Raw genomic sequence first — 24,423 nt, 5'->3', positions numbered from 1 at the left:
TCCCCTGCTTAAGTGCTACTTTGTGCTATCTTACGTGTAACACAAAGTAGCACTTAGGAACTGATATGCAGACAGTGAAATTACGGCAACAAGGAGGAGCCATGATCGTTACTATCCCACGAGATGTTGCCACCGATCTTGGCTGGTCACCGGGCACAGAGCTTACCGTGGAGAAAAAAGGCGATAGCGTTAATTTGCGCGCAACAGAGCACAAACCACGTGGGCGTCTTACCGTCGCGCAGTTGTTGAGTCAGATCGATGAAAGCGAAATTACGGAGCTAAATCAGTCCACAGAAGGATGGGCTGAAGGGAAAAAAGGTAATGAAGCATGGTAAAGGCACGGACGCCACATCGTGGTGAGATTTGGTGTTTTAACCCTGATCCGGTTGCCGGGCATGAACTTCGGGATCCACATTATTGCATTGTGGTAACAGACAAAGAACTCAACAATGTTTTAAAAGTTGCTATGTGCTGTCCGATTTCAACAGGGGCAAATGCAGCACGTTCCACAGGGGTGACGGTGAACGTCCTCCCCCATGATACGCAAACCGGTAACCTGCATGGCGTTGTGCTTTGTCACCAGCTGAAAGCAGTCGATCTTATTGCCCGTGGCGCTAAATTTCATACTGTTGCCGATGAAGCATTGATTAGTGAGGTGATCGGTAAACTGGTGAATATAATCGACCCACAACAGTAACCCTCACTTCCTGCCTACACCCTCTGCTTCAATGCCACCAGCAGGTGACAAAACTCGTCCGGATGCGAAATAAACGGCGCATGGGCCGCTTTGGCGAAGATGTATGACTCGCTGTGCGGCCAGAGTTTATCCAGCATCGGCACCACTTTGCGCGGCACCAGACCGTCGAGATAGCCATACAATCGCAAAAACGGCATAGGTACGTTTTGCAGCGGCTGACGGAGATCGACCGTTTTCAGAATTTCCAGCCCACCATTAAGCACGTCAACCTCCGGCATCGGTAACGCCAGAACGGTTTTCTTCAGCGCTCGCGCATCCTGGCGTGCCGTTTCTGTACCCATGGTTTGTAACGCAAGGAACCGTTCTACTGTCCGCTGAAAATCTTCACTCAGTTGCTGCTGGAAACCTGCTAGCACGTCCGGTTTTATCCCAGGCCAGCCGTCACAAGCACTGAAACACGGTGACGATGCCACGGTAACCAACGCCTGAACACGCTCGGGATGGGTTAACGCAATCTGGCTTGCCACCAGTCCACCCAGACTCCAGCCCAGCCAGATGGCCTTATCTGGTGCCTGTCGCAGCACGACTTCTGCCATCTCAGCAAGCGACATCGCACCAAATCCCTGGCTGCGCCCGAAGCCGGGCAGGTCAACAAGGTGCAGCGTAAAATGCGAGCTAAGTTCCTCGTCAATGCAACGCCACACTTCAGCATTCAGTCCCCATCCGTGCAGCAGCACAAGATGAACATTCCCCTGACCTTTGGTCTGCCACCAGATGTTATTCATCCGCTATTGTTCTCTTTTTACTTACAAGGATGAACATATGCTAACAGTACCGGGATTATGCTGGCTATGCCGAATGCCGCTGGCGTTAGGTCATTGGGGGATTTGTTCGGTCTGTTCACGCGCCGCCCGTACAGATAAAACGTTATGCCCACAATGTGGATTACCTGCCACACACTCACATCTTCCTTGCGGCCGCTGCCTGCAAAAACCGCCGCCCTGGCAAAGACTGGTCACGGTCGCCAACTATGCGCCGCCATTAAGTCCGCTCATCCACCAGCTTAAGTTTTCCCGGCGCAGCGAAATCGCCAGCGCCCTGGCACGTCTGTTACTATTGGAAGTCTTACACGCCCGTCGGACTACCGGATTACAACTGCCGGATCGCATCATCAGCGTTCCGTTATGGCAGCGGCGTCACTGGCGTCGGGGATTTAATCAGAGCGATTTGCTGTGTCAGCCGTTATCACGCTGGTTGCACTGCCAGTGGGATAGCGAAGCCGTCGTACGAACACGGGCCACCGCTATCCAGCATTTTCTCAGTGCCCGGCTGCGCAAGCGCAACCTGAAAAATGCTTTTCGCCTTGAATTGCCTGTGCAAGGTCGCCATATGGTGATTGTGGATGATGTCGTTACCACCGGAAGTACCGTCGCAGAGATTGCGCAGCTGCTTTTACGCAATGGTGCGGCGACAGTCCAGGTCTGGTGCCTTTGTCGAACCTTGTAGAGCCTCGATGATGGGCGTATTATAACCAACTAAAATAGTCAACTATTAGGCCATTACTATGATCCGTATTTCCGATGCTGCACAAGCGCACTTTGCCAAACTGCTGGCAAACCAGGAAGAAGGGACACAAATCCGCGTATTTGTGATTAACCCTGGCACGCCTAACGCTGAATGTGGCGTTTCTTATTGTCCGCCGGACGCTGTGGAAGCCACCGACACCGCCCTGAAATTTGACCTGCTGACTGCGTATGTTGATGAGTTAAGCGCGCCATACCTGGAAGATGCAGAGATCGACTTTGTTACCGACCAGTTGGGTTCTCAGCTGACGCTGAAAGCCCCGAACGCCAAAATGCGTAAAGTGGCTGACGATGCGCCACTGATGGAGCGTGTGGAGTATATGCTGCAATCGCAGATCAACCCGCAACTTGCCGGTCACGGTGGTCGCGTTTCGCTGATGGAAATCACCGAAGACGGTTACGCCATTCTGCAATTCGGCGGCGGCTGTAACGGTTGTTCTATGGTCGATGTGACGCTGAAAGAAGGGATCGAGAAGCAGCTGCTGAACGAATTCCCGGAGCTGAAAGGTGTACGCGATCTCACCGAACACCAGCGCGGCGAGCACTCTTACTACTAAGTCACCCCTCTTTTGTAGATAGCCCGATGCGACGCTAAAGCGTCTTATCGGGCCGTCTGCCAGGCATTGGCTCTACATTGACTCGGCAAATCCATCCCTTCGTTTCCCCGCGATAATATGACCAACCTCTCATAATTTAAATTTACCCCGCTCTGGTGATTCTCAAGCACACAATGTTACCCGTATCATTTGCGTGGGCACCAAACACACTCATAACATCTGACTACACTAATTAGTTTTAGAAGTCGTCAGCCATGGTGCTGTTATATCTCTGTTCCCAGTTGGGACGATCAGAATTTATCGTCAGAAGCCTGACGTTACCCATAACAAATGAAAGGCCAGGTAAATCATGCCATTAGTCATTGTTGCTATCGGTGTAATCTTGTTATTACTCCTGATGATCCGCTTCAAAATGAACGGCTTCATCGCTCTCGTCCTGGTGGCGCTTGCTGTTGGATTAATGCAAGGTATGCCACTGGATAAAGTTATTGGCTCTATCAAAGCCGGTGTCGGCGGTACGCTCGGTAGCCTTGCCCTGATCATGGGTTTTGGCGCAATGCTGGGCAAAATGCTGGCAGACTGCGGTGGTGCACAACGTATCGCCACCACGCTGATTGCCAAATTTGGTAAAAAGCACATCCAGTGGGCAGTGGTACTGACCGGTTTCACCGTTGGTTTTGCCCTGTTCTATGAAGTGGGTTTCGTACTGATGCTGCCTCTGGTGTTCACTATCGCTGCAGCGGCGAATATTCCACTGTTGTACGTTGGTGTACCGATGGCTGCTGCGCTGTCTGTTACTCACGGTTTCCTGCCGCCGCATCCGGGTCCGACTGCGATTGCCACCATCTTCCAGGCCGATATGGGTAAAACCCTGCTGTACGGCACCATTCTGGCAATCCCGACCGTGATTCTCGCGGGTCCGGTTTACGCTCGCGTGCTGAAAGGTATCGATAAGCCAATCCCGGAAGGTCTGTACAGCGCGAAAACCTTCAGCGAAGAAGAGATGCCGAGCTTTGGCGTCAGCGTCTGGACCTCTCTGGTGCCGGTTGTGCTGATGGCGATGCGTGCGATTGCCGAAATGATCTTGCCGAAAGGTCACGCGTTCCTGCCGGTGGCGGAGTTCCTCGGTGACCCGGTAATGGCAACGCTGATTGCTGTGCTGATTGCGATGTTCACCTTTGGTCTGAACCGTGGCCGTTCAATGGATCAGATTAACGACACGCTGGTTTCTTCCATCAAAATCATTGCGATGATGCTGTTGATCATCGGCGGTGGCGGTGCGTTCAAGCAGGTGCTGGTAGACAGCGGCGTGGACAAATACATTGCTTCCATGATGCACGAAACCAACATTTCTCCGCTGCTGATGGCATGGTCGATTGCTGCCGTACTGCGTATCGCGCTGGGTTCCGCAACCGTTGCGGCAATCACTGCGGGTGGTATCGCGGCACCGCTGATTGCAACGACAGGCGTTAGCCCAGAGCTGATGGTTATTGCGGTTGGTTCCGGTAGTGTGATTTTCTCGCACGTGAACGATCCGGGCTTCTGGCTGTTCAAAGAGTACTTTAACCTGACTATCGGCGAGACCATCAAGTCCTGGTCGATGCTGGAAACCATTATCTCAGTGTGCGGTCTGGTTGGCTGTCTGCTGCTGAATATGGTGATTTGATAATACTGATGGCCGGATGCGGCGTGAACGCCTTATCCGGCCTACGATTCGGCATTAATTAGTAGGCCGGATAAGACGCGTCAAGCGTCGCATCCGGCATCAACCGCACTCTACTTCTTCTTCCCTACCGCCCTGCGCCGCTTGTCCAGATCCTTAATCAACTTGTTCACCCCATCATCGGCAAACATCGTCTCAAACGTTGCGGAAAGCTTGCGTCGCCAGTTTTTGTACTGGTAACTGGTTCCAGGAATATTTACCGGTTCCGCCATATCGAGCCAGTCTTCCGGCTGTAGCCCTAACAGGGCGCTGTTACTGTCGGCAATGTAGCGTTGCAAACCACGATTAAGCGTCGGCGTCATCGCCATCAGCGACGCCTTATGCCCGGCGCGTTTAGGCAGACAACCGTATTTATGCAGTGCATCCAGCAGCCCCTGCTTCGCCAGTTCGCGATCATGATACAAACCGCGTAGCACCTCTTCATCCGGATACAGCCCCAGCGTTTTGCCCAGCGTTAAATCACCGCTCTCCCAGTAACCGCGAAGCGTTGGCAGGTCGTGTGTCGCCGCAACTGCCATCGACTGCTCCGGGTACGCTTTCGGCGCGCGGAATGTCTTCTCATGGTCGCTTTCGAAATAGAGCACTTTATAGGAGTAAACACCGCTACTGCGCAGTTTACCGACAATCTCTACTGGTACAGTGCCGAGATCTTCCCCAATCACCATGCAGCGATGACGCTGACTTTCAAGTGCCAGAATCGAGAGCAGATCATCCACCGGATAGTGAACATATGCCCCCTGATCCGCCGTCTCGCCATACGGTATCCACCACAAACGCAGCATCGACATCACATGGTCAATTCGTAATGCGCCGCAGTTTTGCATATTGGCACGCAGCAGCTCGATAAACGGTTCATAGGCGCGCGCGGTGATGATATGCGGGTCCATCGGAGGCAATCCCCAGTTCTGCCCCAACGGGCCGAGGATATCCGGCGGCGCGCCAACCGACGCTTTCAGGCAATACAGTTCACGGTCGCACCAGGTTTCTGCCCCACCTTCTGCTACACCAACCGCCAGATCACGATACAAGCCAATCGGCATTTCATAGCCCTGGCTTATCTCCCAGCAGGCGGCAAACTGGCTGTAAGCCAGCCACTGCAACCAGAGATAAAAATCGACGTCATCGCGATGTTCTTCGCAGAACTGACGCACTTCTGGCGAATCCACGTTCTGATACATCTCAGGCCATACTGGCCAGCCCCAGCGCATTTCGTCTTCTTTCACTTGCTGGGCATGTAGCGCATCAAAGGCTGCCTGCCAAAACAGGCTGTCGCCTTGCTCTGCAACAAACTGGCGAAACGCGGTCATCTGCTCATCATCACGTTGCGCGAAACCTTTCCACGCCATGCGCAATGCTGTCATTTTTAAGGCGGTAACCGTGGAGTAATCGACCCAGTCGGCATCCCGCGCCTGTTGCAGCGTCTGCTGCGTCGTCGGCATGTGCCACCAGGTTTGCGCCTCTTCGCTCAGCTGAAAATCTTCAACGGCGTTGACGTCGATATAAATCACGTTCAGCCAGCGGCGAGAAGACGGGCTATATGGGCTGGCGCTTTCCGGGTTTGCCGGATAGAGCGCATGAATCGGATTCAGGCCGATAAACGCTCCACCACGTTTCGCCACATCCACCAGCATCGCTTTGAGATCGCCAAAATCCCCAATACCCCAGTTTTTTTCCGATCGCAGCGTATAAAGCTGAACGCAGGCCCCCCACAGCTTTTGCTTGTTGAGCAATGCCTGCGGTTCGTAGCAGCGTTTCGGGGCGACAATCACCCGACAATGAGCACGCTGTTCATCCTGGGTAAGCGTCAGCGTGTGATAACCTTCCGGCAGCTTCGTCGGTAGATTGAATGCGTTACCACCGCTCACGTGGCCTTTGTACTGCGTACCTTCTTCGGTGGTCAGCAACCAGCTAAATTCGCCGCTGCCCTCTACCGCCATTGGCATTTTTTTCCCGGAGGTATACACCATGACATTTGGCACTGGTGTTACCGCCACTTTCGTGGCGGTACTTTGATGCATCGCATCAAGCAAACGCCGTTTGGTTTCGGCGCTAATCGACTGCGGTTTTCCGTGGGCATTGATGTAATTGGGGCTGATCCCCGCCGCCAACGCGGCTTTATCCAGACGTTTGCTTTCCATCGCGCTTCCTTAGCGTTTTGCCTGCCAGATACGAGCCTGATAATCACGGATTGAGCGATCCGAGCTGAACATACCGCAGCGGGCGGTATTGAGGATCGCCGCGCGAGTCCAGGCCTCATGGTCGCGGTACAGCACATCCACGCGTTTTTGCGCTTCGACATAAGCCGCAAAGTCCGCCATCACCAGATACGGATCGCCGCCCTGCTTACCGAGGCTATGCAGCATCTGGTCAAACGCGTGTTTATCGCCATCGCTATATTTACCGCTTTCCAGCTCTTTTAATACCGCATCAAGGACCTTATCTTTCTTCCGCCATTTCACCGGGTCATAGCCCTTCGCTTTCAGCGCCTTAACCTGCTCGACAGTATGACCAAAGATAAAGATATTCTCTTCACCGACTTTCTCAGCGATTTCGACGTTTGCGCCATCCAGCGTGCCGACAGTGAGCGCACCGTTAAGCGCCAGTTTCATATTGCCAGTACCAGAAGCTTCTTTACCTGCGGTGGAGATCTGTTCGGAGATATCCGCCGCCGGGATCAGCATTTCCGCAGCAGATACACAATAATCTGGCAGGAATACAACCTTCAGCTTGTCGCCCACCTGTGGATCGTTGTTGATCACATCTGCCACTTTGTTGATCGCAAAGATAATGTTCTTCGCCAGGTAGTAGCCCGGTGCCGCTTTCGCTCCAAACAGGAACACGCGCGGTACGCGGTCAGCCTGTGGGTTCTCGCGAATCTCTTTGTACAACGCCAGAATATGCAGCAGATTCAGGTGCTGGCGTTTGTACTCGTGCAGGCGTTTGATCTGAATATCGAAAATCGCCTGAGGATTGATTTCAATACCAGTACGGACTTTCACAAACTCCGCCAGACGAACTTTATTCGCCTGTTTTATCTCGCGATATTGCTGACGGAATTTCGCGTCATCAGCGAATTTTTCCAGATTAATCAGTTGATCGAGATCGTTAGCCCACTCTTTTTTCAGTGATTTATCCAACAGAGCCGCCAGTGCCGGGTTGCACTGTTTGATCCAGCGACGTGGCGTAATACCGTTGGTGACGTTATGGAATTTGTTCGGCCATAGCTGGTGATATTCCGGGAACAGATCTTTCACCACCAGATCCGAGTGCAGCGCCGCCACACCGTTCACCGCAAAGCCGCTTACCACGCACATATTGGCCATGCGAACTTGTTTGTCATGCACCACCGCCAGCTTCGCCCATACCGCTTTATCGCCCGGCCAGGTTTTTTCCACCAACTTCTTAAAGCGGTTGTTAATTTCGTTGATTACCTGCATATGGCGTGGCAGCAGGGCTTTTACCAGTTTCTCATCCCAGCACTCCAGTGCTTCTGGCATCAGGGTATGGTTGGTATAAGCAAAGGTATTGCTGGTGATTGCCCATGCGTCATCCCAGCTCATCTGGTGCTCATCGATTAGCACACGAAGCAGCTCCGGAATAGCGATAGTCGGGTGGGTATCGTTCAGCTGAATAACTTCGTAATCCGCCAGTTCGTGCAGTTTACGCCCCGCCAGATGGTGACGACGCAGAATGTCGGCAACCGAACAAGCGCACTGGAAATATTGCTGCATCAGACGCAGTTTTTTACCGGCAGTATGGTTGTCGTTTGGATAGAGCACTTTAGTCAGTTTTTCAGCGTCGATGCCCTGTTGTTCAGCACGCAGGAAATCGCCGTCGTTGAATTTGGTGAGGTTAAACGGATGCGCATGTGTCGCTTGCCATAAACGCAGCGGCTGCGCCACACCATTTCGGTAGCCCAACACAGGTAAATCCCACGCCTGGCCGGTAATGGTAAATGCGGGCTCCCAACGTCCGTCTTTCGTGACCTTGCCACCAATCCCAACCTGCACGTCAAGCGCTTCATTATGGCTGAACCACGGATAGTTACCGCGATGCCAGTCATCTGGCGCTTCCATTTGTTGACCGTCAACAAATGACTGACGGAACAGACCGTATTGATAGTTCAGACCATAGCCTGTTGCGGACTGTCCGACGGTCGCCATTGAGTCGAGGAAACATGCCGCCAGACGGCCCAGACCGCCGTTGCCCAGCGCCGGGTCAGTCTCTTCTTCCAGCAAATCTGTCAGGTTGATGTCATAAGACTTCAGCGAATCCTGAACAGCCTGATACCAACCGAGATTTAACAGGTTGTTGCCCGTCAGACGACCAATCAAAAACTCCATTGAGATGTAGTTAACATGGCGCTGATTCGCCGTCGGTTTGGCAAAAGGCTGGGCACGCAACATTTCCGCCAGCGCTTCACTCACGGCCTGCCACCACTGACGAGGGGTCATCTCAGCTGCAGAAGTTAAGCCATAACGCTGCCATTGACGTGACAGGGCTTCCTGAAATTGCTTTTCATTAAAAATGGGTTGTGACATAGGAGTTCCAGTTTTCTTAGACATTAAACACAACGTTATCGTTAGTTTGCCAGGCTCCATGTTGACCTTCCTCATCCTACGGGGGATTAGGCGGGGAGGAGTGACGGGGATGAGCAAGAAAATGTGATCGCGAACACTTAAAGGTAGTGCAATCAACTGCAAAAGCATCGGCCCAGTGCCAAAGAGCGCAAAAAAATCGACGATTAACAGTAAGAAAGGGCGTCGCGTATTATCAAAAAGCGGAAAGCCACTCTATAAATTAAGTAAAGCAGCGAAATAGTTTCAGCAATGAAATACCAATCGTGATTCATCTCATTCTTAATAGATTTATTAAGATCATCTTTTTAGATAGACCTTTCATCATGAATTAAGGAAGCATCATTGCTTTAATAACACTATTGAACCACGAGAAAACACCATAAGATCCAGTATCTACGCTGGATCAGCGTAGTTTTAAGATGAAACATTAATAAAGGTTTTGAATTGTGACAGAGTGCAAATTCAGACACATAAAAAACCGTCATCGCTTGCATTGCACAGATTTCTGGCCGACCTTATAACCATTAATTACGAAGCGCAAAAAAAATAATATTTCCTCAATTTCCACAGTGAAGTGATTAACTATGCTGATTCCGTCAAAATTAAGTCGTCCGGTTCGACTCGACCATACCGTGGTTCGTGAGCGCCTGCTGGCTAAACTTTCCGGCGCGAACAACTTCAGGCTGGTGCTGATCACAAGTCCTGCGGGCTACGGAAAGACAACGCTCATATCCCAATGGGCGGCAGGCAAAAACGATTTGGGCTGGTACTCGCTGGATGACGGCGATAACCAGCAAGAACGTTTCGCCAGCTACCTGATTGCCGCAATTCAACAGGCCACCAACGGGCATTGCCCCGCCAGTGAAGTGATGGCGCAAAAGCGGCAATATGCCAGTCTATCCTCACTTTTTGCCCAACTGTTTATCGAACTGGCAGAGTGGCACCAGCCGCTCTACCTGGTTATTGACGATTATCATCTGATCACCAACCCAGTGATTCACGAGTCAATGCGCTTCTTTATTCGTCATCAACCAGAAAATCTGACCCTGGTGGTTTTGTCGCGCAATCTTCCGCAACTGGGTATTGCCAATTTGCGTGTACGTGACCAACTGCTGGAAATTGGCAGCCAGCAACTGGCGTTTACCCACCAGGAAGCCAAGCAGTTTTTTGATTGCCGTCTGTCTTCGCCCATTGAAGCCGCTGAAAGTAGCCGGATTTGCGATGACGTTTCTGGTTGGGCAACGGCTTTACAATTAATCGCCCTCTCCGTCCGACAGAATACCCACTCTGCGCACAAATCCGCACGTCGCCTGGCGGGCATTAATGCCAGCCATCTTTCTGATTATCTGGTCGATGAAGTGTTGGATAACGTTGATCTGGCGACACGCCATTTTCTACTGAAAAGTGCCATTTTACGCTCGATGAACGATGCGCTAATCACCCGCGTGACCGGTGAAGACAACGGGCAAATGCGCCTCGAAGAAATTGAACGTCAGGGACTGTTTTTGCAACGGATGGATGATACCGGCGAGTGGTTCTGCTATCACCCGTTGTTTGGCAACTTCCTGCGCCAGCGCTGCCAGTGGGAACTGGCGGCGGAACTGCCGGAAATTCACCGTGCTGCCGCAGAAAGCTGGATGGCGCAAGGTTTTCCCAGCGAAGCTATTCATCATGCGCTGGCCGCAGGCGACGCGCTGATGCTGCGCGATATTCTGCTTAATCACGCCTGGAGTTTGTTCAACCATAGCGAACTGTCACTGCTGGAAGAGTCGCTCAACGCCCTGCCGTGGGACAGCCTGCTGGAAAACCCACAGCTGGTGTTGTTGCAGGCGTGGCTGATGCAAAGCCAACATCGCTATGGCGAAGTGAACACCCTGCTGGCGCGTGCCGAGCATGAGATCAAGGATATCAGGGAAGGTACCATGCACGCAGAATTTAACGCTCTGCGCGCCCAGGTGGCTATTAACGACGGCAATCCGGATGAAGCCGAGCGGCTGGCAAAACTGGCGCTGGAAGAACTGCCCCCGGGCTGGTTCTACAGCCGCATTGTGGCAACCTCCGTGCTTGGCGAAGTGTTGCACTGCAAAGGCGAATTGACCCGTTCACTGGCGTTAATGCAGCAAACCGAACAAATGGCGCGCCAGCACGATGTCTGGCACTACGCTTTGTGGAGTCTGATTCAGCAAAGTGAAATTCTGTTTGCCCAAGGGTTCCTGCAAACTGCATGGGAAACACAGGAAAAAGCGTTCCAGTTGATCAACGAGCAGCATCTGGAACAGTTGCCGATGCATGAGTTTCTGGTGCGCATCCGTGCACAGCTGCTATGGGCCTGGGCGCGGCTGGATGAAGCCGAAGCCTCGGCGCGAAGCGGGATTGAAGTCTTGTCGTCTTATCAGCCGCAGCAACAGCTTCAGTGCCTGGCAATGTTGATCCAATGCTCGCTGGCCCGTGGTGATTTAGATAACGCCCGTAGCCAGCTAAACCGTCTGGAAAACCTGCTGGGGAATGGCAAATATCACAGCGACTGGATTTCTAACGCCAACAAAGTCCGGGTGATTTACTGGCAAATGACCGGAGATAAAGCGGCTGCCGCCAACTGGCTGAGCCATACTGCGAAACCAGAGTTTGCGAACAATCACTTCCTGCAAGGTCAATGGCGCAACATTGCCCGCGCACAAATCTTGCTGGGAGAGTTTGAACCAGCGGAAATTGTCCTCGAAGAACTGAACGAAAACGCCCGCAGTCTGCGGTTGATGAGCGACCTCAACCGTAACCTGCTTTTACTCAATCAGTTGTACTGGCAAGCCGGGCGTAAAAGCGACGCCCAGCGTGTGCTGCTGGATGCATTAAAACTGGCAAACCGCACTGGATTTATCAGTCATTTTGTCATTGAAGGCGAAGCGATGGCGCAACAACTGCGCCAGCTGATTCAGCTTAATACGCTGCCGGAACTGGAACAGCACCGCGCGCAGCGTATTCTGCGGGAAATCAATCAACATCATCGACATAAATTCGCCCATTTCGATGAGAGTTTCGTTGAACGTCTGCTAAATCATCCGGAAGTGCCAGAACTTATCCGCACCAGCCCGCTGACACAACGTGAATGGCAGGTACTGGGGCTGATTTACTCCGGTTACAGCAACGAACAAATTGCCGGTGAACTGGAAGTCGCAGCGACCACCATCAAAACGCATATCCGCAATCTGTACCAAAAACTCGGCGTCGCCCACCGCCAGGCTGCGGTACAACACGCGCAGAAACTGCTGAAGATGATGGGGTATGGAGTGTGAATTTAGCCGGATAACGCGCCAGATCCGGCTTACATCTCTGCATCATTCAACGCTCACTCGCGTTACGCCGTCTGTTTCTGTCAGACTGAACTGCACGGGCAAGAAACGCTCCACCACGGCGATATTGGTCAGCAGATGACATGAGGGATGGGCGACCGTAAATTCTCCCGCGCCCGCCAGCGCCATCGGCAGTACCAACTGGTCAGCGAGATATTCCCCCACCGCCGCTGGGCTTGCCAGGTAGCGTTTCACCTCTTTCACTAACTGTGCCGCGACCACCTCGGCACTGACGCGCTTTTCACCGACGACAAAAAAGCGTTCGGTGATATTTTCACTTTCGACTTCAAGCGAGACGGTATTACCCGGCCCCTGGTCGCGCGGCAGGTTATGAATATTCTGCTCATGCAGGGAAAAACTACCCACCAGTGTAGCGATTTCACGCTCAGCAACATGGCGCGGCACACCAGCCAGTAGCACCTCTCCACGCATCTGCACAATGTTCCCGCGCTCGCCAAGTTGCAAGGTGTTAAACGATGCCACGGGCGAGACATCCGTTGCCACCACGCCGCCTCCGGCAGGGTAAAAACCGTGGCGTAATAATGTGGTTTGCTGATGAACTCCTATTTTCGCCAGCAGCGGCTCCAGCACCCGGCGGATAAAATCCGCAGGCGGGGCCGACGGGTTATCGGTGCCGCCGCTCACTTCAACACGCGAAGGCCCATCGGCAAACCACAGCGCGGGCAGCACCGTTTGCAGCACCAGCGTACAACTTCCGGCGCTACCGATAGCAAAGCGGTAATCGCCGCCGCGCACGGTACCAGGCCGGAAGACCAGGCGCTGCGATCCCAGCTCCGCGCCTTCCACCGTTGCTCCGCAAATTTCCGTCGCCGCCTTTACCGCAGTCAGATGCTGGCGCAACAGCCCCGGTTTCGCCCGCCCGGCACGAATGCCGGTGATGGTAAATGGCTGGCCGGTTATCATCGACAGGCTCAGCGCCGAACGCAGGATCTGCCCGCCGCCTTCGCCCTGTGCGCCATCCAGCGCAATCATCCTTTTCATCATTTATCCTTTTACGCACACCACCTGACGCAGGGTGTAGATAACTTCCACCAGATCGCTTTGTGCCGCCATCACCGCATCAATATCTTTATACGCCATCGGGATTTCGTCGATCACTTCGGCATCTTTACGGCATTCCACATGCGCGGTGGCACGAATTTGATCTTCCACGCTGAACAGTTTTTTCGCTTTAGTACGGCTCATTACCCGCCCGGCACCGTGGCTGCATGAACAGAACGACTCTTCATTTCCCAGCCCACGGACGATAAAGCTTTTCGCTCCCATCGAACCGGGAATAATTCCATATTGACCAGCACGCGCAGACACCGCGCCTTTACGCGTCACATAGATCTCTTCGCCAAAGTGCTGTTCTTTTTGCACATAGTTGTGGTGACAGTTGATCTCTTCCATCGCCAGCGTTTGTGGCTGTCTTACCGTTTTCTGCGTAATGCTCTGCAACGCCGTTACCACGTTTTCCATCATCGCATCGCGGTTAAGGCTGGCAAAAAGCTGCGCCCAGGCCACGGCTTTCAGGTAATCATCAAAGTATTCCGTACCTTCCATAAAGTACGCCAGATCACGCGACGGCAACGTCTCAAGCTGGTCCTGCATCTCTTTTTGTGCCAGATCGATAAAATATGTTCCGATGGCGTTACCGATTCCGCGTGAACCGGAGTGCAGCATAATCCACACCTGGTCCGACTCATCAAGGCAGATTTCAATAAAGTGGTTACCCGTTCCCAGCGTTCCCAGGTGTTTATAGTTGTTAGTGTTAAGGAAACGGGGATATTTTTGCGTTAACCACTGATAACCGGCTTCAAGCTCAGCCCATTTCGCATCGACGTTAACAGGCGGATTTTCCCAGGCACCTTTATCACGTTTACAACGGCCAGTGGTACGCCCGTGCGGTACGGCCGTTTCAATCGCCTGACGCAGCTCCACCAGGTTTTCAGGCAGGTCTGCCGCCGTTAACGCGGTACGCAGTGCGTTCATTCCACAACCGATATCCACGCCCACCGCTGCCGGAATAATCGCCCCTTTGGTCGGGATCACGCTACCAATGGTGGAACCTTTACCCAGGTGTACATCAGGCATTACCGCAATATGTTTGAAAATAAACGGCATCTTCGCCGTATTAATAAGTTGCTGACGTGCATCGGCTTCTACCGGCACGCCTTTGGTCCACATTTTTACCGGGGCATTTTCAGTGGTCAGTAATTCGTAATTCATTTTGTTTTTCTCTTTTCGTTGTTTGCTGTCCTGATAATTGCAACCGTCGTGCCAGAAAATTAAATATGCAGGTTAATTTTTTAATTCATTGTTTTTAAATAGGTTAAATCTTTACGTCCGTAAACGGAGATTTTCCACAAAACCAATTCACCGATAATGAAATATCGTCTTTTATAAGGATATCTAAGATGCGTAAAACAGTGGCTTTTGGCTTTGTCGGAACGGTGCTGGATTATGCCGGGCGCGGTAGTCAGCGCTGGTCGAAATGGCGTCCGACGCTTTGTTTATGCCAGCAAGAATCGTTAGTCATCGATCGACTGGAATTATTGCACGATGCCCGCTCGCGCTCGCTGTTTGAAACGCTTAAACGCGATATCGCCAGCGTTTCGCCAGAAACAGAAGTGGTGAGCGTTGAGATTGAACTGCATAACCCATGGGATTTCGAAGAGGTTTACGCCTGCCTGCATGATTTCGCCCGTGGCTACTCGTTTCACCCTGATAAAGAAGACTATTTAATTCACATCACCACCGGTACCCACGTCGCGCAGATTTGCTGGTTTCTGCTGGCAGAAGCGCGTTATCTACCCGCCCGGCTGGCGCAGACCTCGCCTCCGCGCAAAAAAGAGCAGCCCGATAGTCCAGGCGCGGTGACGATTATCGATCTCGATTTAAGCCGTTATAACGCCATCGCCAGCCGCTTTGCCGAGGAACGCCAGCAAACGCTCGATTCCCTCAAATCCGGCATCGCCACGCGTAACCCCCACTTCAACAGCATGATTGAGCAGATTGAAAAAGTGGCGATTAAATCCCGCGCACCGATCCTGCTTAACGGCCCAACCGGTGCGGGCAAGTCATTTCTGGCGCGACGCATCTTCGAGTTAAAACAGGCACGGCATCAGTTTAGCGGCGCGTTTGTGGAAGTGAACTGCGCCACCCTGCGCGGCGATACCGCCATGTCGACGCTGTTTGGTCATGTGAAAGGCGCGTTTACCGGGGCGCGGGAATCTCGTGAAGGATTATTACGCAGCGCCAACGGTGGAATGTTGTTTCTTGATGAGATTGGCGAACTGGGCGCAGACGAACAGGCAATGCTGCTGAAAGCCATTGAAGAGAAAACCTTTTACCCGTTTGGCAGCGATCGCCAGGTGAGCAGTGATTTTCAGCTTATCGCCGGAACGGTGCGCGATTTGCGCCAGCTGGTTGCCGAAGGCAAATTCCGCGAAGATCTGTACGCGCGGATCAATCTCTGGACCTTCACCCTACCGGGGCTGCGCCAGCGTCAGGAAGATATTGAACCTAACCTGGATTATGAAGTGGAGCGCCACGCCTCACTCACCGGCGACAGCGTGCGTTTTAACACCGAAGCGCGGCGCGCCTGGCTGGCCTTTGCGACATCTCCCCAGGCAACATGGCGCGGTAACTTTCGCGAACTTTCTGCCAGCGTCACGCGGATGGCAACCTTTGCCACTAGCGGACGCATCACTCTGGACGTGGTTGAAGATGAGATAAACCGTCTGCGCTATAACTGGCAGGAGAGCAGCCCCTCCGTGCTTGCACAGCTGCTGGGCGCTGAAGCGGAAAACATCGACCTCTTTGATCGGCTGCAACTGGAACACGTAATAGCTATCTGCCGCCAGGCAAAGTCGCTTTCTGCTGCCGGACGACAGCTCTTTGATGTTTCGCGCCAGGGCAAAGCCAGCGTCAATGACGCGGATCGGCTACGCAAATACCTGGCGCGTTTTGGTCTGACGTGGGAAGCCGTGCAGGATCAGCACAGCTCCAGTTGAATATGATGGTCCGTCAGCACCTGCATCACGCCCGCTGGCGGCGGGGCGTCGGTGTAGACGGCATCAACCATGCTGATGCTACCCATATTGACCATCGCATTACGGCCAAATTTCGAGTGATCGACAACCAGCATAACGTGACGCGAGTTCTCAATAATGGCGCGTTTGGTGCGAACTTCGTGGTAATCGAACTCCAGCAGCGAGCCGTCGCTATCGATGCCGCTGATCCCCAGAATGCCAAAGTCCAGACGGAACTGAGAGATAAAATCGAGCGTCGCTTCGCCAATGATCCCGCCATCGCGGCTGCGTAATTCGCCTCCGGCGAGAATGATGCGAAAATCGTCTTTTACCATCAACGTGTTAGCAACGTTGAGATTGTTGGTGACAATGCGCAAATTGCTGTGATTGAGCAGCGCGTGCGCCACCGCTTCCGGCGTGGTGCCGATATCGATAAACAGCGTCGAGCCGTTGGGGATTTGCTCCGCCACTTTACGGGCGATGCGCTCTTTTTCTTCGGTCTGGGTGGCCTTGCGATCGTGCCACGGCGTGTTAACCGAACTGGAAGGCAGCGCCGCTCCGCCATGATGGCGCAGGATCAGGTTTTGCTCTGCCAGCTCGTTGAGGTCGCGGCGAATAGTCTGCGGGCTGACGGAGAAATGTTCTACCAGCTCTTCGGTGCTGACATAACCCTGCTGTTTAACCAGTTCGATAATACCGTTGTGACGTTGTGTTTGTTTCATTTATAAATCCCTGGAATTATTTTCGTTTTCGCGCATTGAGCGAATCAACAAAAGCCATCGCTAAACCCACGGCTAACCCGGCGATATGTGCTCCATTCGCCATCGACATCCCAAACAAATCAAACCATCCGGCGACAATCCAGATCAGCGCAAAGATAATTAACCCACGTTGCAGGTAAATGCCACTTTGCGGATCGCGTTCGCCACGTAGCCAGACGTAGCCCATCAGCGCATACACCACGCCAGAAAGCCCGCCAAACCACGGCCCGCTGAATTTTTGCTGCACATAGCCACTTAACAGGGCGCTAATGAGAGTAATGACAATTAGCTTACCGCTGCCGAGGCGTTTTTCCACCGCACCGCCGAGATACCACCACCAGAGCAGGTTAAAGAGGATATGCATCAGCGAGAAGTGCATTAACGCGTGGGTGAAGTAACGCCAGAACTCAAATTTCAGTGTTGGATCGAATGGCCAGGCCAGCCATAACATCACTTCCTGATCGCCGAGAATTTGCATGGCGATAAACACCACCACGCAGGCGATCATCATCACCCAGGTTACCGGACCTGCACGTTCACGCAAGGCAGTAAAGAAAGGATAACGGCGATAATGCAGGCCACTGCCGGTATGGCCCGCCTGCCAGCTCGCCGCCAGATAACGCGGATCTGCCGGGTTTTCGAGAAAACGCGCCAGCTCCGCCCGCACGCGCTCGGCCTGGGACTCATCCGCCAGCCAGACATCGCTTTGGTTATGTTGTTGAATCGTGAGGATAACACCCTGCGTCGCCATATAATCAACAAACGCCTGCGCCACGCGGGGGTTAGCAAAAGAGGTAATCATCAACATCGTTGCTGTCGCTTATTCCACACAAAAGGGGACAGTATAAAGCGTTACGCGCCGTACGCCACCTCTGCAGGAAACTGACGCTGCCAGGCTTCAAAGCCGCCATCAATGCTATAGACCACATCGTAGCCCTGTTGCAGCAGATACTGCGCCGCGCCTTTGCTGCTATTACCGTGGTAACACATCACCATCACCGGTGTATCGAAGTCGTTATCACGCATAAACGCGCCCAGCGTGTCGTTAGTCAAATGGAAAGCCTGCGCCGCATGCCCTATTGCGAAACTCTGTGGATCGCGAATATCGACCAGCACCGCCTCTTTTTCCTGCAACTTCTGGTGCGCGTCGGCAACGTTAATACATTCGAACTGATCCATGCGTCTCTCTTTCTTTACAAACAAGTGGGCAAATTTACCGCACAGTTTACGTCGAAGCGGCAGATAAACGCCATAATGTTATACATATCACTCTAAAATGTTTTTTCAATGTTACCCAAAGCGCGATTCTTTGCTAATATGTTCGATAACGAGCATTTATGAGCTTTAACGAAAGTGAATGAGGGCAGCATGGAAACCAAAGATCTGATTGTGATAGGTGGCGGCATCAATGGTGCTGGTATCGCGGCAGACGCCGCTGGACGCGGTTTATCCGTGCTGATGCTGGAGGCGCAGGATCTCGCTTGCGCGACCTCTTCCGCCAGTTCAAAACTCATTCACGGTGGCCTGCGCTACCTTGAGCACTATGAATTCCGACTGGTCAGCGAGGCGCTGGCCGAACGTGAAGTGCTACTGAAAATGGCCCCGCATATCGCCTTCCCGATGCGTTTTCGCTTGCCGCATCGTCCGCATCTGCGCCCGGCGTGGATGATTCGGATTGGTCTGTTTATGTACGATCATCTGGGTAAACGCACCAGCCTGCCGGGATCAACCGGTTTGCGTTTTGGCGCAAACTCAGTGTTAAAACCGGAAATTAAGCGCGGATTCGAATATTCCGACTGTTGGGTTGACGACGCCCGTCTGGTACTCGCCAACGCCCAGATGGTGGTGCGTAAAGGCGGCGAAGTGCTTACTCGTACTCGTGCCACTTCTGCTCGCCGCGAAAACGGCCTGTGGATTGTGGAAGCGGAAGATATCGATAACGGTAAAAAATACAGCTGGCAGGCACGCGGCCTGGTGAACGCCACCGGCCCGTGGGTGAAGCAGTTCTTCGACGATGGGATGCATCTGCCTTCGCCTTATGGCATTCGCCTGATCAAAGGCAGCCATATTGTGGTGCCACGCGTGCATACCCAGAAGCAAGCCTACATTCTGCAAAACGAAGATAAACGTATTGTGTTCGTGATCCCATGGATGGACGAGTTTTCCATCATCGGCACCACCGATGTGGAATACAAAGGCGATCCAAAAGCAGTGAAGATTGAAGAGAGTGAAATCAATTACCTGCTGAAAGTGTATAACACGCACTTTAAAAAGCAGCTAAGCCGTGACGATATCGTCTGGACCTACTCCGGCGTGCGCCCGCTGTGTGATGATGAATCCGACTCACCGCAGGCAATCACCCGTGATTACACCCTTGATATCCATGATGAAAACGGTAAAGCACCGCTGTTGTCGGTATTTGGCGGTAAGCTGACCACCTACCGCAAACTGGCGGAACATGCGCTGGAAAAACTAACGCCGTATTATCAGGGTATTGGCCCGGCGTGGACGAAAGAGAGCGTGCTGCCGGGTGGTGCCATTGAAGGCGACCGCGACGATTATGCCGCGCGTTTGCGCCGCCGTTACCCATTCCTGACCGAATCGCTGGCACGTCATTATGCGCGCACTTACGGCAGCAACAGCGAGCTGCTGCTCGGCAATGCGGGGGCGATAAGCGACCTCGGGGAGGATTTCGGTCATGAGTTCTACGAAGCGGAGCTGAAATATCTGGTGGATCACGAATGGGTCCGTCGCGCCGACGATGCCCTGTGGCGTCGCACAAAACAAGGCATGTGGCTGAATGCGGAACAACAGTCTCGTGTGAGTCAGTGGCTGGTGGAGTATACGCAGCAGAAGTTGTCGCTGGCGTCGTAAATTAACGTAAGGTGGCCAGGTCAGATTTCAATCTGACCTGAGACTGATGATAAACAAAAAAACTGCCTGATGCGCTACGCTTATCAGGTCTACGTGATTTATGCAATATATTGAATTTGCATGGTCTTGTAGGCCAATAAGACGTTCATGTCGCATCCGGCATGCACAAAGCGCACTTCGTCAACAATCTGAGGTCAAATTTCAATCTAACCTACTTTTTGATTCAGGGAATTACCGCAAAGCCCACGCCATCATACCCAACGTAACAAAACTCAGACACATTACCCACTCGCCCCACTTCTTCCTCTGGCTTCTATTTTTGCTACGCCACTGGCAATAATATCCCAACGCAAAACCAAGCTGTGCACTTATCGGGCCGACAAAGCCAGTCCACGGTTGGGACCAAAATGGCGAAAAATTCAGTGGGAGCCAGACGACTGTCAGAAAGAAACTGCGCATATTTTCCAGCAAAGCAATTTGCGCTGGCGCGACATAAAAAATGATATTCCACAGGAGCAACCAGAAATAAACTGGTGCGAATACCAGCCAACAATGGAGTCTGCTTTTCAATTCAGATTGAGTTCTGCGAGCAAATTGCCAACCGACGCAGCACATTACACAGAAGAAAAGCGCATATTCGACCGATAACCAAAGTTGTAATTGCAGAAGTGAAATACGCCTGATCATGAGCGGGATAGAGAACAGTATCTCCCCCAGAAAACTCAGCGTTATAACAGAAGCAGCCAGCGCAACTACCGTCGGCCATATCAACAACGGTACAATAATAAAGCCGAGAATTAGCGGGGGAATATAAAGTCTGATTTTATTCATCTTTATTGCCCTGGTGATTCGGATGATGCGTCATACATCGCGCATAAACACTCATCAATCAGCCAGTCATCTTCCCAGACCTGATATCGTGTGCCCTGTTCAGGCTGCCTAAGCGGGTTCTCAATCGCTTGCCGCGAGCGTTCTTTCAGGATGGATTGATTGTTGTCAGCCCAGGTATTGATTTGGGCGGTAATAGCTTTATCGTCATCATCCTGCTCAAAGCTACTATTCTGGATATTCTCTTCCCTGTTATGCCACAGTAAACATGCCACTGACACTGTGGGCTGGTAACCGGGTACAGAGATAACGGCATCAAGCAATGGCGCAAGGGCGATATCGGCACGGAAAAACATTTCCAGCATGTACTGTAATTCGACAGCTTCATCGCCAGATACCCAATCAGCCATATACTGGCAGGCAAATTGCTGCAATATCGCCAGTTCATCCGCACGCCAGTTTGCTTTATTAGCCAGGTTGATACGGCGCAGAGAAAAGACTTCGTGAATATTGTCAAAATACCCCTGCGCAACAAATTCCAGTAGACGCGGCAGAAAATAACGGACTTCATCGCTGTTTTGCGGATCAGGACCAGGACTACTATTCCAGGCATTGATTAAAGAATAAGGGATCGCTCGTAACGATGTATTCCGTAATGCCTTTTGTTCCTGCTGACTCAGGCAATATTCACAACAAACCACAAATTGCTTCGGCACCGGATAACGGTGAAAGGTGTGATATATCTGCTCAATTAATGCCTGCATGGCGGGGCTGGGTTGCATAATTACCCCCTCGCCCGCTGGTCGCGTGTAAACGGTTGATAAACAAAACGAGCATTCGCCGCGTTCAGGCGAATAATGGTAGTATCCATATTATTTCCCTGCTCTAAGGTTGCGTTTTATACAGCGGCACATAGCCCACATCCTCTACCAATTGCTGCCCCTGCGGGCTTAAAAACCAGTCAACGAATTTCTGCGTTTCCGGCGTGGGGTTTTCACGCGTCACCATATAGGCATCCACAACATAGGGATAAGATCCGTTACGAATATTTTCCTCTGTAGGCGCAACGCCGTTTATAGCCAACAGTTTGATCTGTTTGCGCATTTTAAGCATATTGTCATTCATACGTGTGACGTAATAGTGGAAGGTGTATCCAATGGAAGATGGTGTATTTTGGTAGTCGGCGACTTCGGTAATTAAACCGCCCATAAGATCAATAACAGTGGATTTTTTGGCTGGCAGCATTGGAGTATCTTGCATAACCAGTCCCTTCATAACCGTTTGGCTTCCTGAATCTTCTGGCCGCTGCCAGACTTTTATACTTTCGTCACTGCCGCCCACTTTATTCCAGCGACTCACTTTACCGCTAAAAATGTCTTTGACCTGCCGTTCGCTAAGTGAATTAACCGGGTTTTTGATATCAACGATAAAGACAAAGGCTTCGCGGGCAAACGCGGTATATTTCAGCTTAACGCCCGCTTCTCCTGCACGTTTTTTCTGCCCTTCAGAGGGTTGCGCGACAAAAATAACAGTCGCAGTACCTTTAATCAGACTATCGTAGGCTTCCGCTGTTCGGGTTTGCTGTAAACCATACGCCTGCCAGGCCAGCGAGGTTTGATCCGCATCTTTCGGCTCCGGTACTAATTCATAATATGCAGAAGCATACAGCGGGTATAAAGCTGTTGCACCGTACACTCTCGGCCATCTTGTCCAATCTTCGCTGTAACGGAATTCAGGTTGTCCCCGCAGAGACGTCAGGCCATGGCTCTCTTCTTCCCTGACGCTGTTATAGTACCCTTCCCGGTCGGCGCATCCCGCCAGTAATACTGCACCTAACAGTAAAACGCCTGTGAATTTATTCATCGCGTTGATTCCTTTCCCTCGAGGGTTATTTCATTGTTGGATACATCGGCACATATCCCACATCTTCCACCAGGCTCTGCCCTTGCGGAGTTAAAAACCATTCCACCAATTTTTGTGTCTCTGACGTCGTATTTTCCCGCGTTACCATAAAGGCATCGACGATATACGGATATTTGCCGTTACGGATGTTTTCCGCAGTCGGTGTAATACCGTTAATCGATAACAATTTGATATTTTTGTCAGCATTCATTTGCGTCGCGTAATAGCGGAAGGTGTAGCCTATTGCGTTGTTTGTATTACGGTATTCGGCAACAACTTTAATCATTCCTCCCATCATACTAGCCACCTCAGTTTCCTGTGGTGAGATCATGCGGACATTTTTCATAACCTGTGATTGCATCACCGTCTGACTGCCAGAGTCTTCCGGGCGTTGCCAGGTCTGGATCTCCTGATCATTACCGCCAACCGTGCGCCAGTTGGTAATTGAGCCACTGAAGATGTCACGCACTTGTTGTTCAGTCAGGGAATTAACCGGGTTATCCGCATTGACGATGAAAACAAACGCTTCACGGGCGAAAGGTGTGTAGTTCAAAGTGACGCCCGATTCCCCTGCGCGTTTTTTCTGCCCACCGGAAGGTTGAGCCACAAAGATAATATCGGCATCACCTTTAACAATCTTATTATATGCTTCGGGGGTACGAGAGTTATCCAGATATTCCCAGACGTGAAAATCCTCTGGTATTACGCTTAACGCATAAAAGGCAGAAGCATAAATTGGGTACGCTGCCGTGGCGCCATCGAGTCGCGGCCAGTTTTGAGTGAACTGAATTTGCGGTTTACCACGCAGTGGCGTCAGTTGATTATTGAGTTTATCGGGTTGCCAGGCCCAGGTATCAATATTTTCGCGTACACCAACGCCTGGATTAAGTTCTTTATATAAATGAGCCTGATAACCAGCGATAAAACCAAGCATGAGAAGGATAAACAGGAGGGAATTACGGCAACGTAGCCCGGATGTGCCGGTTAAAGAATGTCTGGTTGGCCAGCTGTATCCTAGCGAAAAACTGATATGCGCCCCAACGGGAATAATGACTACCCACCAGTACTCACCACCGACTAGTGAGACTAACAAAACGCCCAGCCAGGGGAGCATAAGGTCTGCCAACCAACCTGATCCCATCTGGCGAAATTGATAATCTGCCAGATGCAGCGTGATTATCCAGCCAATCAGGGTTAATAAAGCGGGAACTAAAAAAAGACATTGCCGCCAGGCGGCTATTTCTCTTTTTTCTGGTGCACTATCGCCCGCCCATACTCGCCCCGAGAAAAATAGCATTATCGCACCCAGCGCCAACATAAAAATGTTAAGCAGAAGGTAAATTGTTGGCGTGAAGAGTAAATTGCAAACTTCAAGAATGGCGGCAAGCCCGGCACCCAGCATGGCAACAACCGCTGCCAAAAATTGCGTCAGTATGGGGATGCCGAAAAAAGTCATTACCAGCGAGGTCAAAATCCATTTTCTGTTTTGCATATTATTCATCCTTGCTGTTACTGTGCTTTATTTTGCACCGAT

Annotated in this window: 20 protein-coding genes; 8 read left to right on the top strand and 12 right to left on the bottom strand. The window is 51.9% G+C overall.

Features of this window, described 5'->3' with window-relative positions; translation table 11 throughout:
- Window positions 1–65: 65 nt before the first annotated feature.
- Window positions 66–335 carry an AbrB/MazE/SpoVT family DNA-binding domain-containing protein gene (locus D9741_RS03290; protein ID WP_130217670.1) on the top strand — a complete coding sequence of 90 codons (270 nt, stop codon included), beginning with the start codon at window positions 66–68 and terminating at the stop codon, window positions 333–335.
- Window positions 329–697 (top strand): type II toxin-antitoxin system PemK/MazF family toxin, encoded by a 369-nt coding sequence (locus D9741_RS03285; RefSeq protein WP_130217672.1) that lies wholly within the window; start codon window positions 329–331, stop codon window positions 695–697. Before D9741_RS03290 ends, D9741_RS03285 begins: the two co-directional genes overlap by 7 nt.
- Window positions 698–711: 14 nt before the next feature.
- On the opposite strand, the gene bioH is transcribed toward D9741_RS03285, so the two are convergent.
- The gene (gene bioH, locus D9741_RS03280; RefSeq protein ID WP_130217674.1) at window positions 712–1,482 is read right to left on the bottom strand and encodes a pimeloyl-ACP methyl ester esterase BioH; all 771 of its coding nucleotides are present in this window, start codon (window positions 1,480–1,482) and stop codon (window positions 712–714) included.
- Window positions 1,483–1,519: 37 nt separating this feature from the next.
- Here bioH and gntX point away from each other — a divergent pair, with 37 nt between their 5' ends.
- From gntX to gntT, 3 genes are all read left to right on the top strand, one after another.
- Window positions 1,520–2,203 (top strand): DNA utilization protein GntX, encoded by a 684-nt coding sequence (gene gntX, locus D9741_RS03275; protein ID WP_130217676.1) that lies wholly within the window; start codon window positions 1,520–1,522, stop codon window positions 2,201–2,203.
- 58 nt (window positions 2,204–2,261) lie between these two features.
- Window positions 2,262–2,837, top strand: a complete 576-nt coding sequence (gene nfuA, locus D9741_RS03270; protein WP_000619389.1) for a Fe-S biogenesis protein NfuA — start codon at window positions 2,262–2,264, stop codon at window positions 2,835–2,837.
- A 349-nt stretch (window positions 2,838–3,186) separates the two neighbouring features.
- On the top strand, window positions 3,187–4,503 hold the full coding sequence (gene gntT / locus D9741_RS03265) for a gluconate transporter (protein ID WP_001131744.1): 1,317 nt from the start codon (window positions 3,187–3,189) through the stop codon (window positions 4,501–4,503).
- A 110-nt stretch (window positions 4,504–4,613) separates the two neighbouring features.
- Here the strand turns inward: gntT and malQ are convergent, their stop codons facing one another.
- Window positions 4,614–6,698, bottom strand: a complete 2,085-nt coding sequence (gene malQ / locus D9741_RS03260) for a 4-alpha-glucanotransferase (RefSeq protein WP_130217678.1) — start codon at window positions 6,696–6,698, stop codon at window positions 4,614–4,616.
- A gap of 9 nt (window positions 6,699–6,707) precedes the next feature.
- Complete coding sequence (gene malP / locus D9741_RS03255) at window positions 6,708–9,101, bottom strand: maltodextrin phosphorylase (protein ID WP_130217680.1); 2,394 nt, start codon at window positions 9,099–9,101, stop codon at window positions 6,708–6,710.
- Window positions 9,102–9,724: 623 nt separating this feature from the next.
- Here malP and malT point away from each other — a divergent pair.
- Entirely contained in the window at window positions 9,725–12,430 is a 2,706-nt protein-coding gene (gene malT, locus D9741_RS03250) for an HTH-type transcriptional regulator MalT (RefSeq protein ID WP_130217682.1), read from the top strand.
- A gap of 42 nt (window positions 12,431–12,472) precedes the next feature.
- Here the strand turns inward: malT and rtcA are convergent, their stop codons facing one another.
- Together rtcA and rtcB are read right to left on the bottom strand one after the other, a co-directional pair.
- Window positions 12,473–13,489: an RNA 3'-terminal phosphate cyclase gene (rtcA, locus tag D9741_RS03245; RefSeq protein WP_130217684.1), complete on the bottom strand. Its 1,017-nt coding sequence runs from the start codon at window positions 13,487–13,489 to the stop codon at window positions 12,473–12,475.
- 3 nt (window positions 13,490–13,492) lie between these two features.
- Complete coding sequence (gene rtcB, locus D9741_RS03240) at window positions 13,493–14,719, bottom strand: RNA-splicing ligase RtcB (protein ID WP_130217686.1); 1,227 nt, start codon at window positions 14,717–14,719, stop codon at window positions 13,493–13,495.
- 188 nt (window positions 14,720–14,907) lie between these two features.
- Between rtcB and rtcR the strand changes: the two genes are divergently transcribed.
- Window positions 14,908–16,506 (top strand): DNA-binding transcriptional regulator RtcR, encoded by a 1,599-nt coding sequence (gene rtcR, locus D9741_RS03235; protein WP_130217688.1) that lies wholly within the window; start codon window positions 14,908–14,910, stop codon window positions 16,504–16,506.
- Here the strand turns inward: rtcR and D9741_RS03230 are convergent.
- Genes D9741_RS03230 through glpE form a run of 3 tightly spaced genes read right to left on the bottom strand, consistent with a single transcriptional unit; the run spans window position 16,488 to window position 18,464 of the window.
- The gene (locus D9741_RS03230) at window positions 16,488–17,246 is read right to left on the bottom strand and encodes a DeoR/GlpR family transcriptional regulator (RefSeq protein ID WP_021550071.1); all 759 of its coding nucleotides are present in this window, start codon (window positions 17,244–17,246) and stop codon (window positions 16,488–16,490) included. The genes rtcR and D9741_RS03230 overlap by 19 nt on opposite strands.
- A 16-nt stretch (window positions 17,247–17,262) precedes the next feature.
- Window positions 17,263–18,093 (bottom strand): rhomboid family intramembrane serine protease GlpG, encoded by an 831-nt coding sequence (glpG, locus tag D9741_RS03225; RefSeq protein WP_032223910.1) that lies wholly within the window; start codon window positions 18,091–18,093, stop codon window positions 17,263–17,265.
- A gap of 44 nt (window positions 18,094–18,137) precedes the next feature.
- Entirely contained in the window at window positions 18,138–18,464 is a 327-nt protein-coding gene (gene glpE / locus D9741_RS03220; protein ID WP_130217690.1) for a thiosulfate sulfurtransferase GlpE, read from the bottom strand.
- A gap of 189 nt (window positions 18,465–18,653) precedes the next feature.
- On the opposite strand from glpE, the gene glpD reads away from it, so the two are divergent.
- The gene (gene glpD, locus D9741_RS03215; protein WP_130217692.1) at window positions 18,654–20,159 is read left to right on the top strand and encodes a glycerol-3-phosphate dehydrogenase; all 1,506 of its coding nucleotides are present in this window, start codon (window positions 18,654–18,656) and stop codon (window positions 20,157–20,159) included.
- A gap of 231 nt (window positions 20,160–20,390) precedes the next feature.
- On the opposite strand, the gene D9741_RS03210 is transcribed toward glpD, so the two are convergent.
- The 4 genes from D9741_RS03210 to D9741_RS03195 all read right to left on the bottom strand — a co-directional run bounded on the left by D9741_RS03210 (window position 20,391) and on the right by D9741_RS03195 (window position 24,381).
- The gene (locus tag D9741_RS03210; RefSeq protein WP_130217694.1) at window positions 20,391–20,990 is read right to left on the bottom strand and encodes a hypothetical protein; all 600 of its coding nucleotides are present in this window, start codon (window positions 20,988–20,990) and stop codon (window positions 20,391–20,393) included.
- 2 nt (window positions 20,991–20,992) lie between these two features.
- Entirely contained in the window at window positions 20,993–21,769 is a 777-nt protein-coding gene (locus D9741_RS03205; RefSeq protein ID WP_130217696.1) for a hypothetical protein, read from the bottom strand.
- A 103-nt stretch (window positions 21,770–21,872) separates the two neighbouring features.
- A complete protein-coding gene (locus D9741_RS03200; RefSeq protein ID WP_130217698.1) occupies window positions 21,873–22,850 on the bottom strand; it encodes a PstS family phosphate ABC transporter substrate-binding protein in 978 nt (325 codons plus the stop codon).
- 25 nt (window positions 22,851–22,875) lie between these two features.
- Window positions 22,876–24,381, bottom strand: a complete 1,506-nt coding sequence (locus D9741_RS03195; protein ID WP_130217700.1) for a PstS family phosphate ABC transporter substrate-binding protein — start codon at window positions 24,379–24,381, stop codon at window positions 22,876–22,878.
- Between the last annotated feature and the right edge of the window lie 42 nt (window positions 24,382–24,423).

The sequence above is a fragment of the Escherichia sp. E14V7 genome (genome assembly GCF_004212225.1).
GTDB lineage: Bacteria > Pseudomonadota > Gammaproteobacteria > Enterobacterales > Enterobacteriaceae > Escherichia.
The sequence above is the reverse complement of the archived record's forward strand: the minus strand, read 5'-3'. Positions and strand labels throughout refer to the sequence as shown.

Excerpts from the sequence above, each read along its gene's own strand:
- D9741_RS03290 (WP_130217670.1), top strand. The coding sequence starts at position 66 with ATGCAGACAGTGAAATTACGGCAACAAGGAGGAGCCATGATCGTTACT.
- D9741_RS03285 (WP_130217672.1), top strand. The coding sequence starts at position 329 with ATGGTAAAGGCACGGACGCCACATCGTGGTGAGATTTGGTGTTTTAAC.
- bioH (WP_130217674.1), bottom strand. The coding sequence starts at position 1,482 with ATGAATAACATCTGGTGGCAGACCAAAGGTCAGGGGAATGTTCATCTT.
- gntX (WP_130217676.1), top strand. The coding sequence starts at position 1,520 with ATGCTAACAGTACCGGGATTATGCTGGCTATGCCGAATGCCGCTGGCG.
- nfuA (WP_000619389.1), top strand. The coding sequence starts at position 2,262 with ATGATCCGTATTTCCGATGCTGCACAAGCGCACTTTGCCAAACTGCTG.
- gntT (WP_001131744.1), top strand. The coding sequence starts at position 3,187 with ATGCCATTAGTCATTGTTGCTATCGGTGTAATCTTGTTATTACTCCTG.
- malQ (WP_130217678.1), bottom strand. The coding sequence starts at position 6,698 with ATGGAAAGCAAACGTCTGGATAAAGCCGCGTTGGCGGCGGGGATCAGC.
- malP (WP_130217680.1), bottom strand. The coding sequence starts at position 9,101 with ATGTCACAACCCATTTTTAATGAAAAGCAATTTCAGGAAGCCCTGTCA.
- malT (WP_130217682.1), top strand. The coding sequence starts at position 9,725 with ATGCTGATTCCGTCAAAATTAAGTCGTCCGGTTCGACTCGACCATACC.
- rtcA (WP_130217684.1), bottom strand. The coding sequence starts at position 13,489 with ATGAAAAGGATGATTGCGCTGGATGGCGCACAGGGCGAAGGCGGCGGG.
- rtcB (WP_130217686.1), bottom strand. The coding sequence starts at position 14,719 with ATGAATTACGAATTACTGACCACTGAAAATGCCCCGGTAAAAATGTGG.
- rtcR (WP_130217688.1), top strand. The coding sequence starts at position 14,908 with ATGCGTAAAACAGTGGCTTTTGGCTTTGTCGGAACGGTGCTGGATTAT.
- D9741_RS03230 (WP_021550071.1), bottom strand. The coding sequence starts at position 17,246 with ATGAAACAAACACAACGTCACAACGGTATTATCGAACTGGTTAAACAG.
- glpG (WP_032223910.1), bottom strand. The coding sequence starts at position 18,093 with ATGTTGATGATTACCTCTTTTGCTAACCCCCGCGTGGCGCAGGCGTTT.
- glpE (WP_130217690.1), bottom strand. The coding sequence starts at position 18,464 with ATGGATCAGTTCGAATGTATTAACGTTGCCGACGCGCACCAGAAGTTG.
- glpD (WP_130217692.1), top strand. The coding sequence starts at position 18,654 with ATGGAAACCAAAGATCTGATTGTGATAGGTGGCGGCATCAATGGTGCT.
- D9741_RS03210 (WP_130217694.1), bottom strand. The coding sequence starts at position 20,990 with ATGAATAAAATCAGACTTTATATTCCCCCGCTAATTCTCGGCTTTATT.
- D9741_RS03205 (WP_130217696.1), bottom strand. The coding sequence starts at position 21,769 with ATGCAACCCAGCCCCGCCATGCAGGCATTAATTGAGCAGATATATCAC.
- D9741_RS03200 (WP_130217698.1), bottom strand. The coding sequence starts at position 22,850 with ATGAATAAATTCACAGGCGTTTTACTGTTAGGTGCAGTATTACTGGCG.
- D9741_RS03195 (WP_130217700.1), bottom strand. The coding sequence starts at position 24,381 with ATGCAAAACAGAAAATGGATTTTGACCTCGCTGGTAATGACTTTTTTC.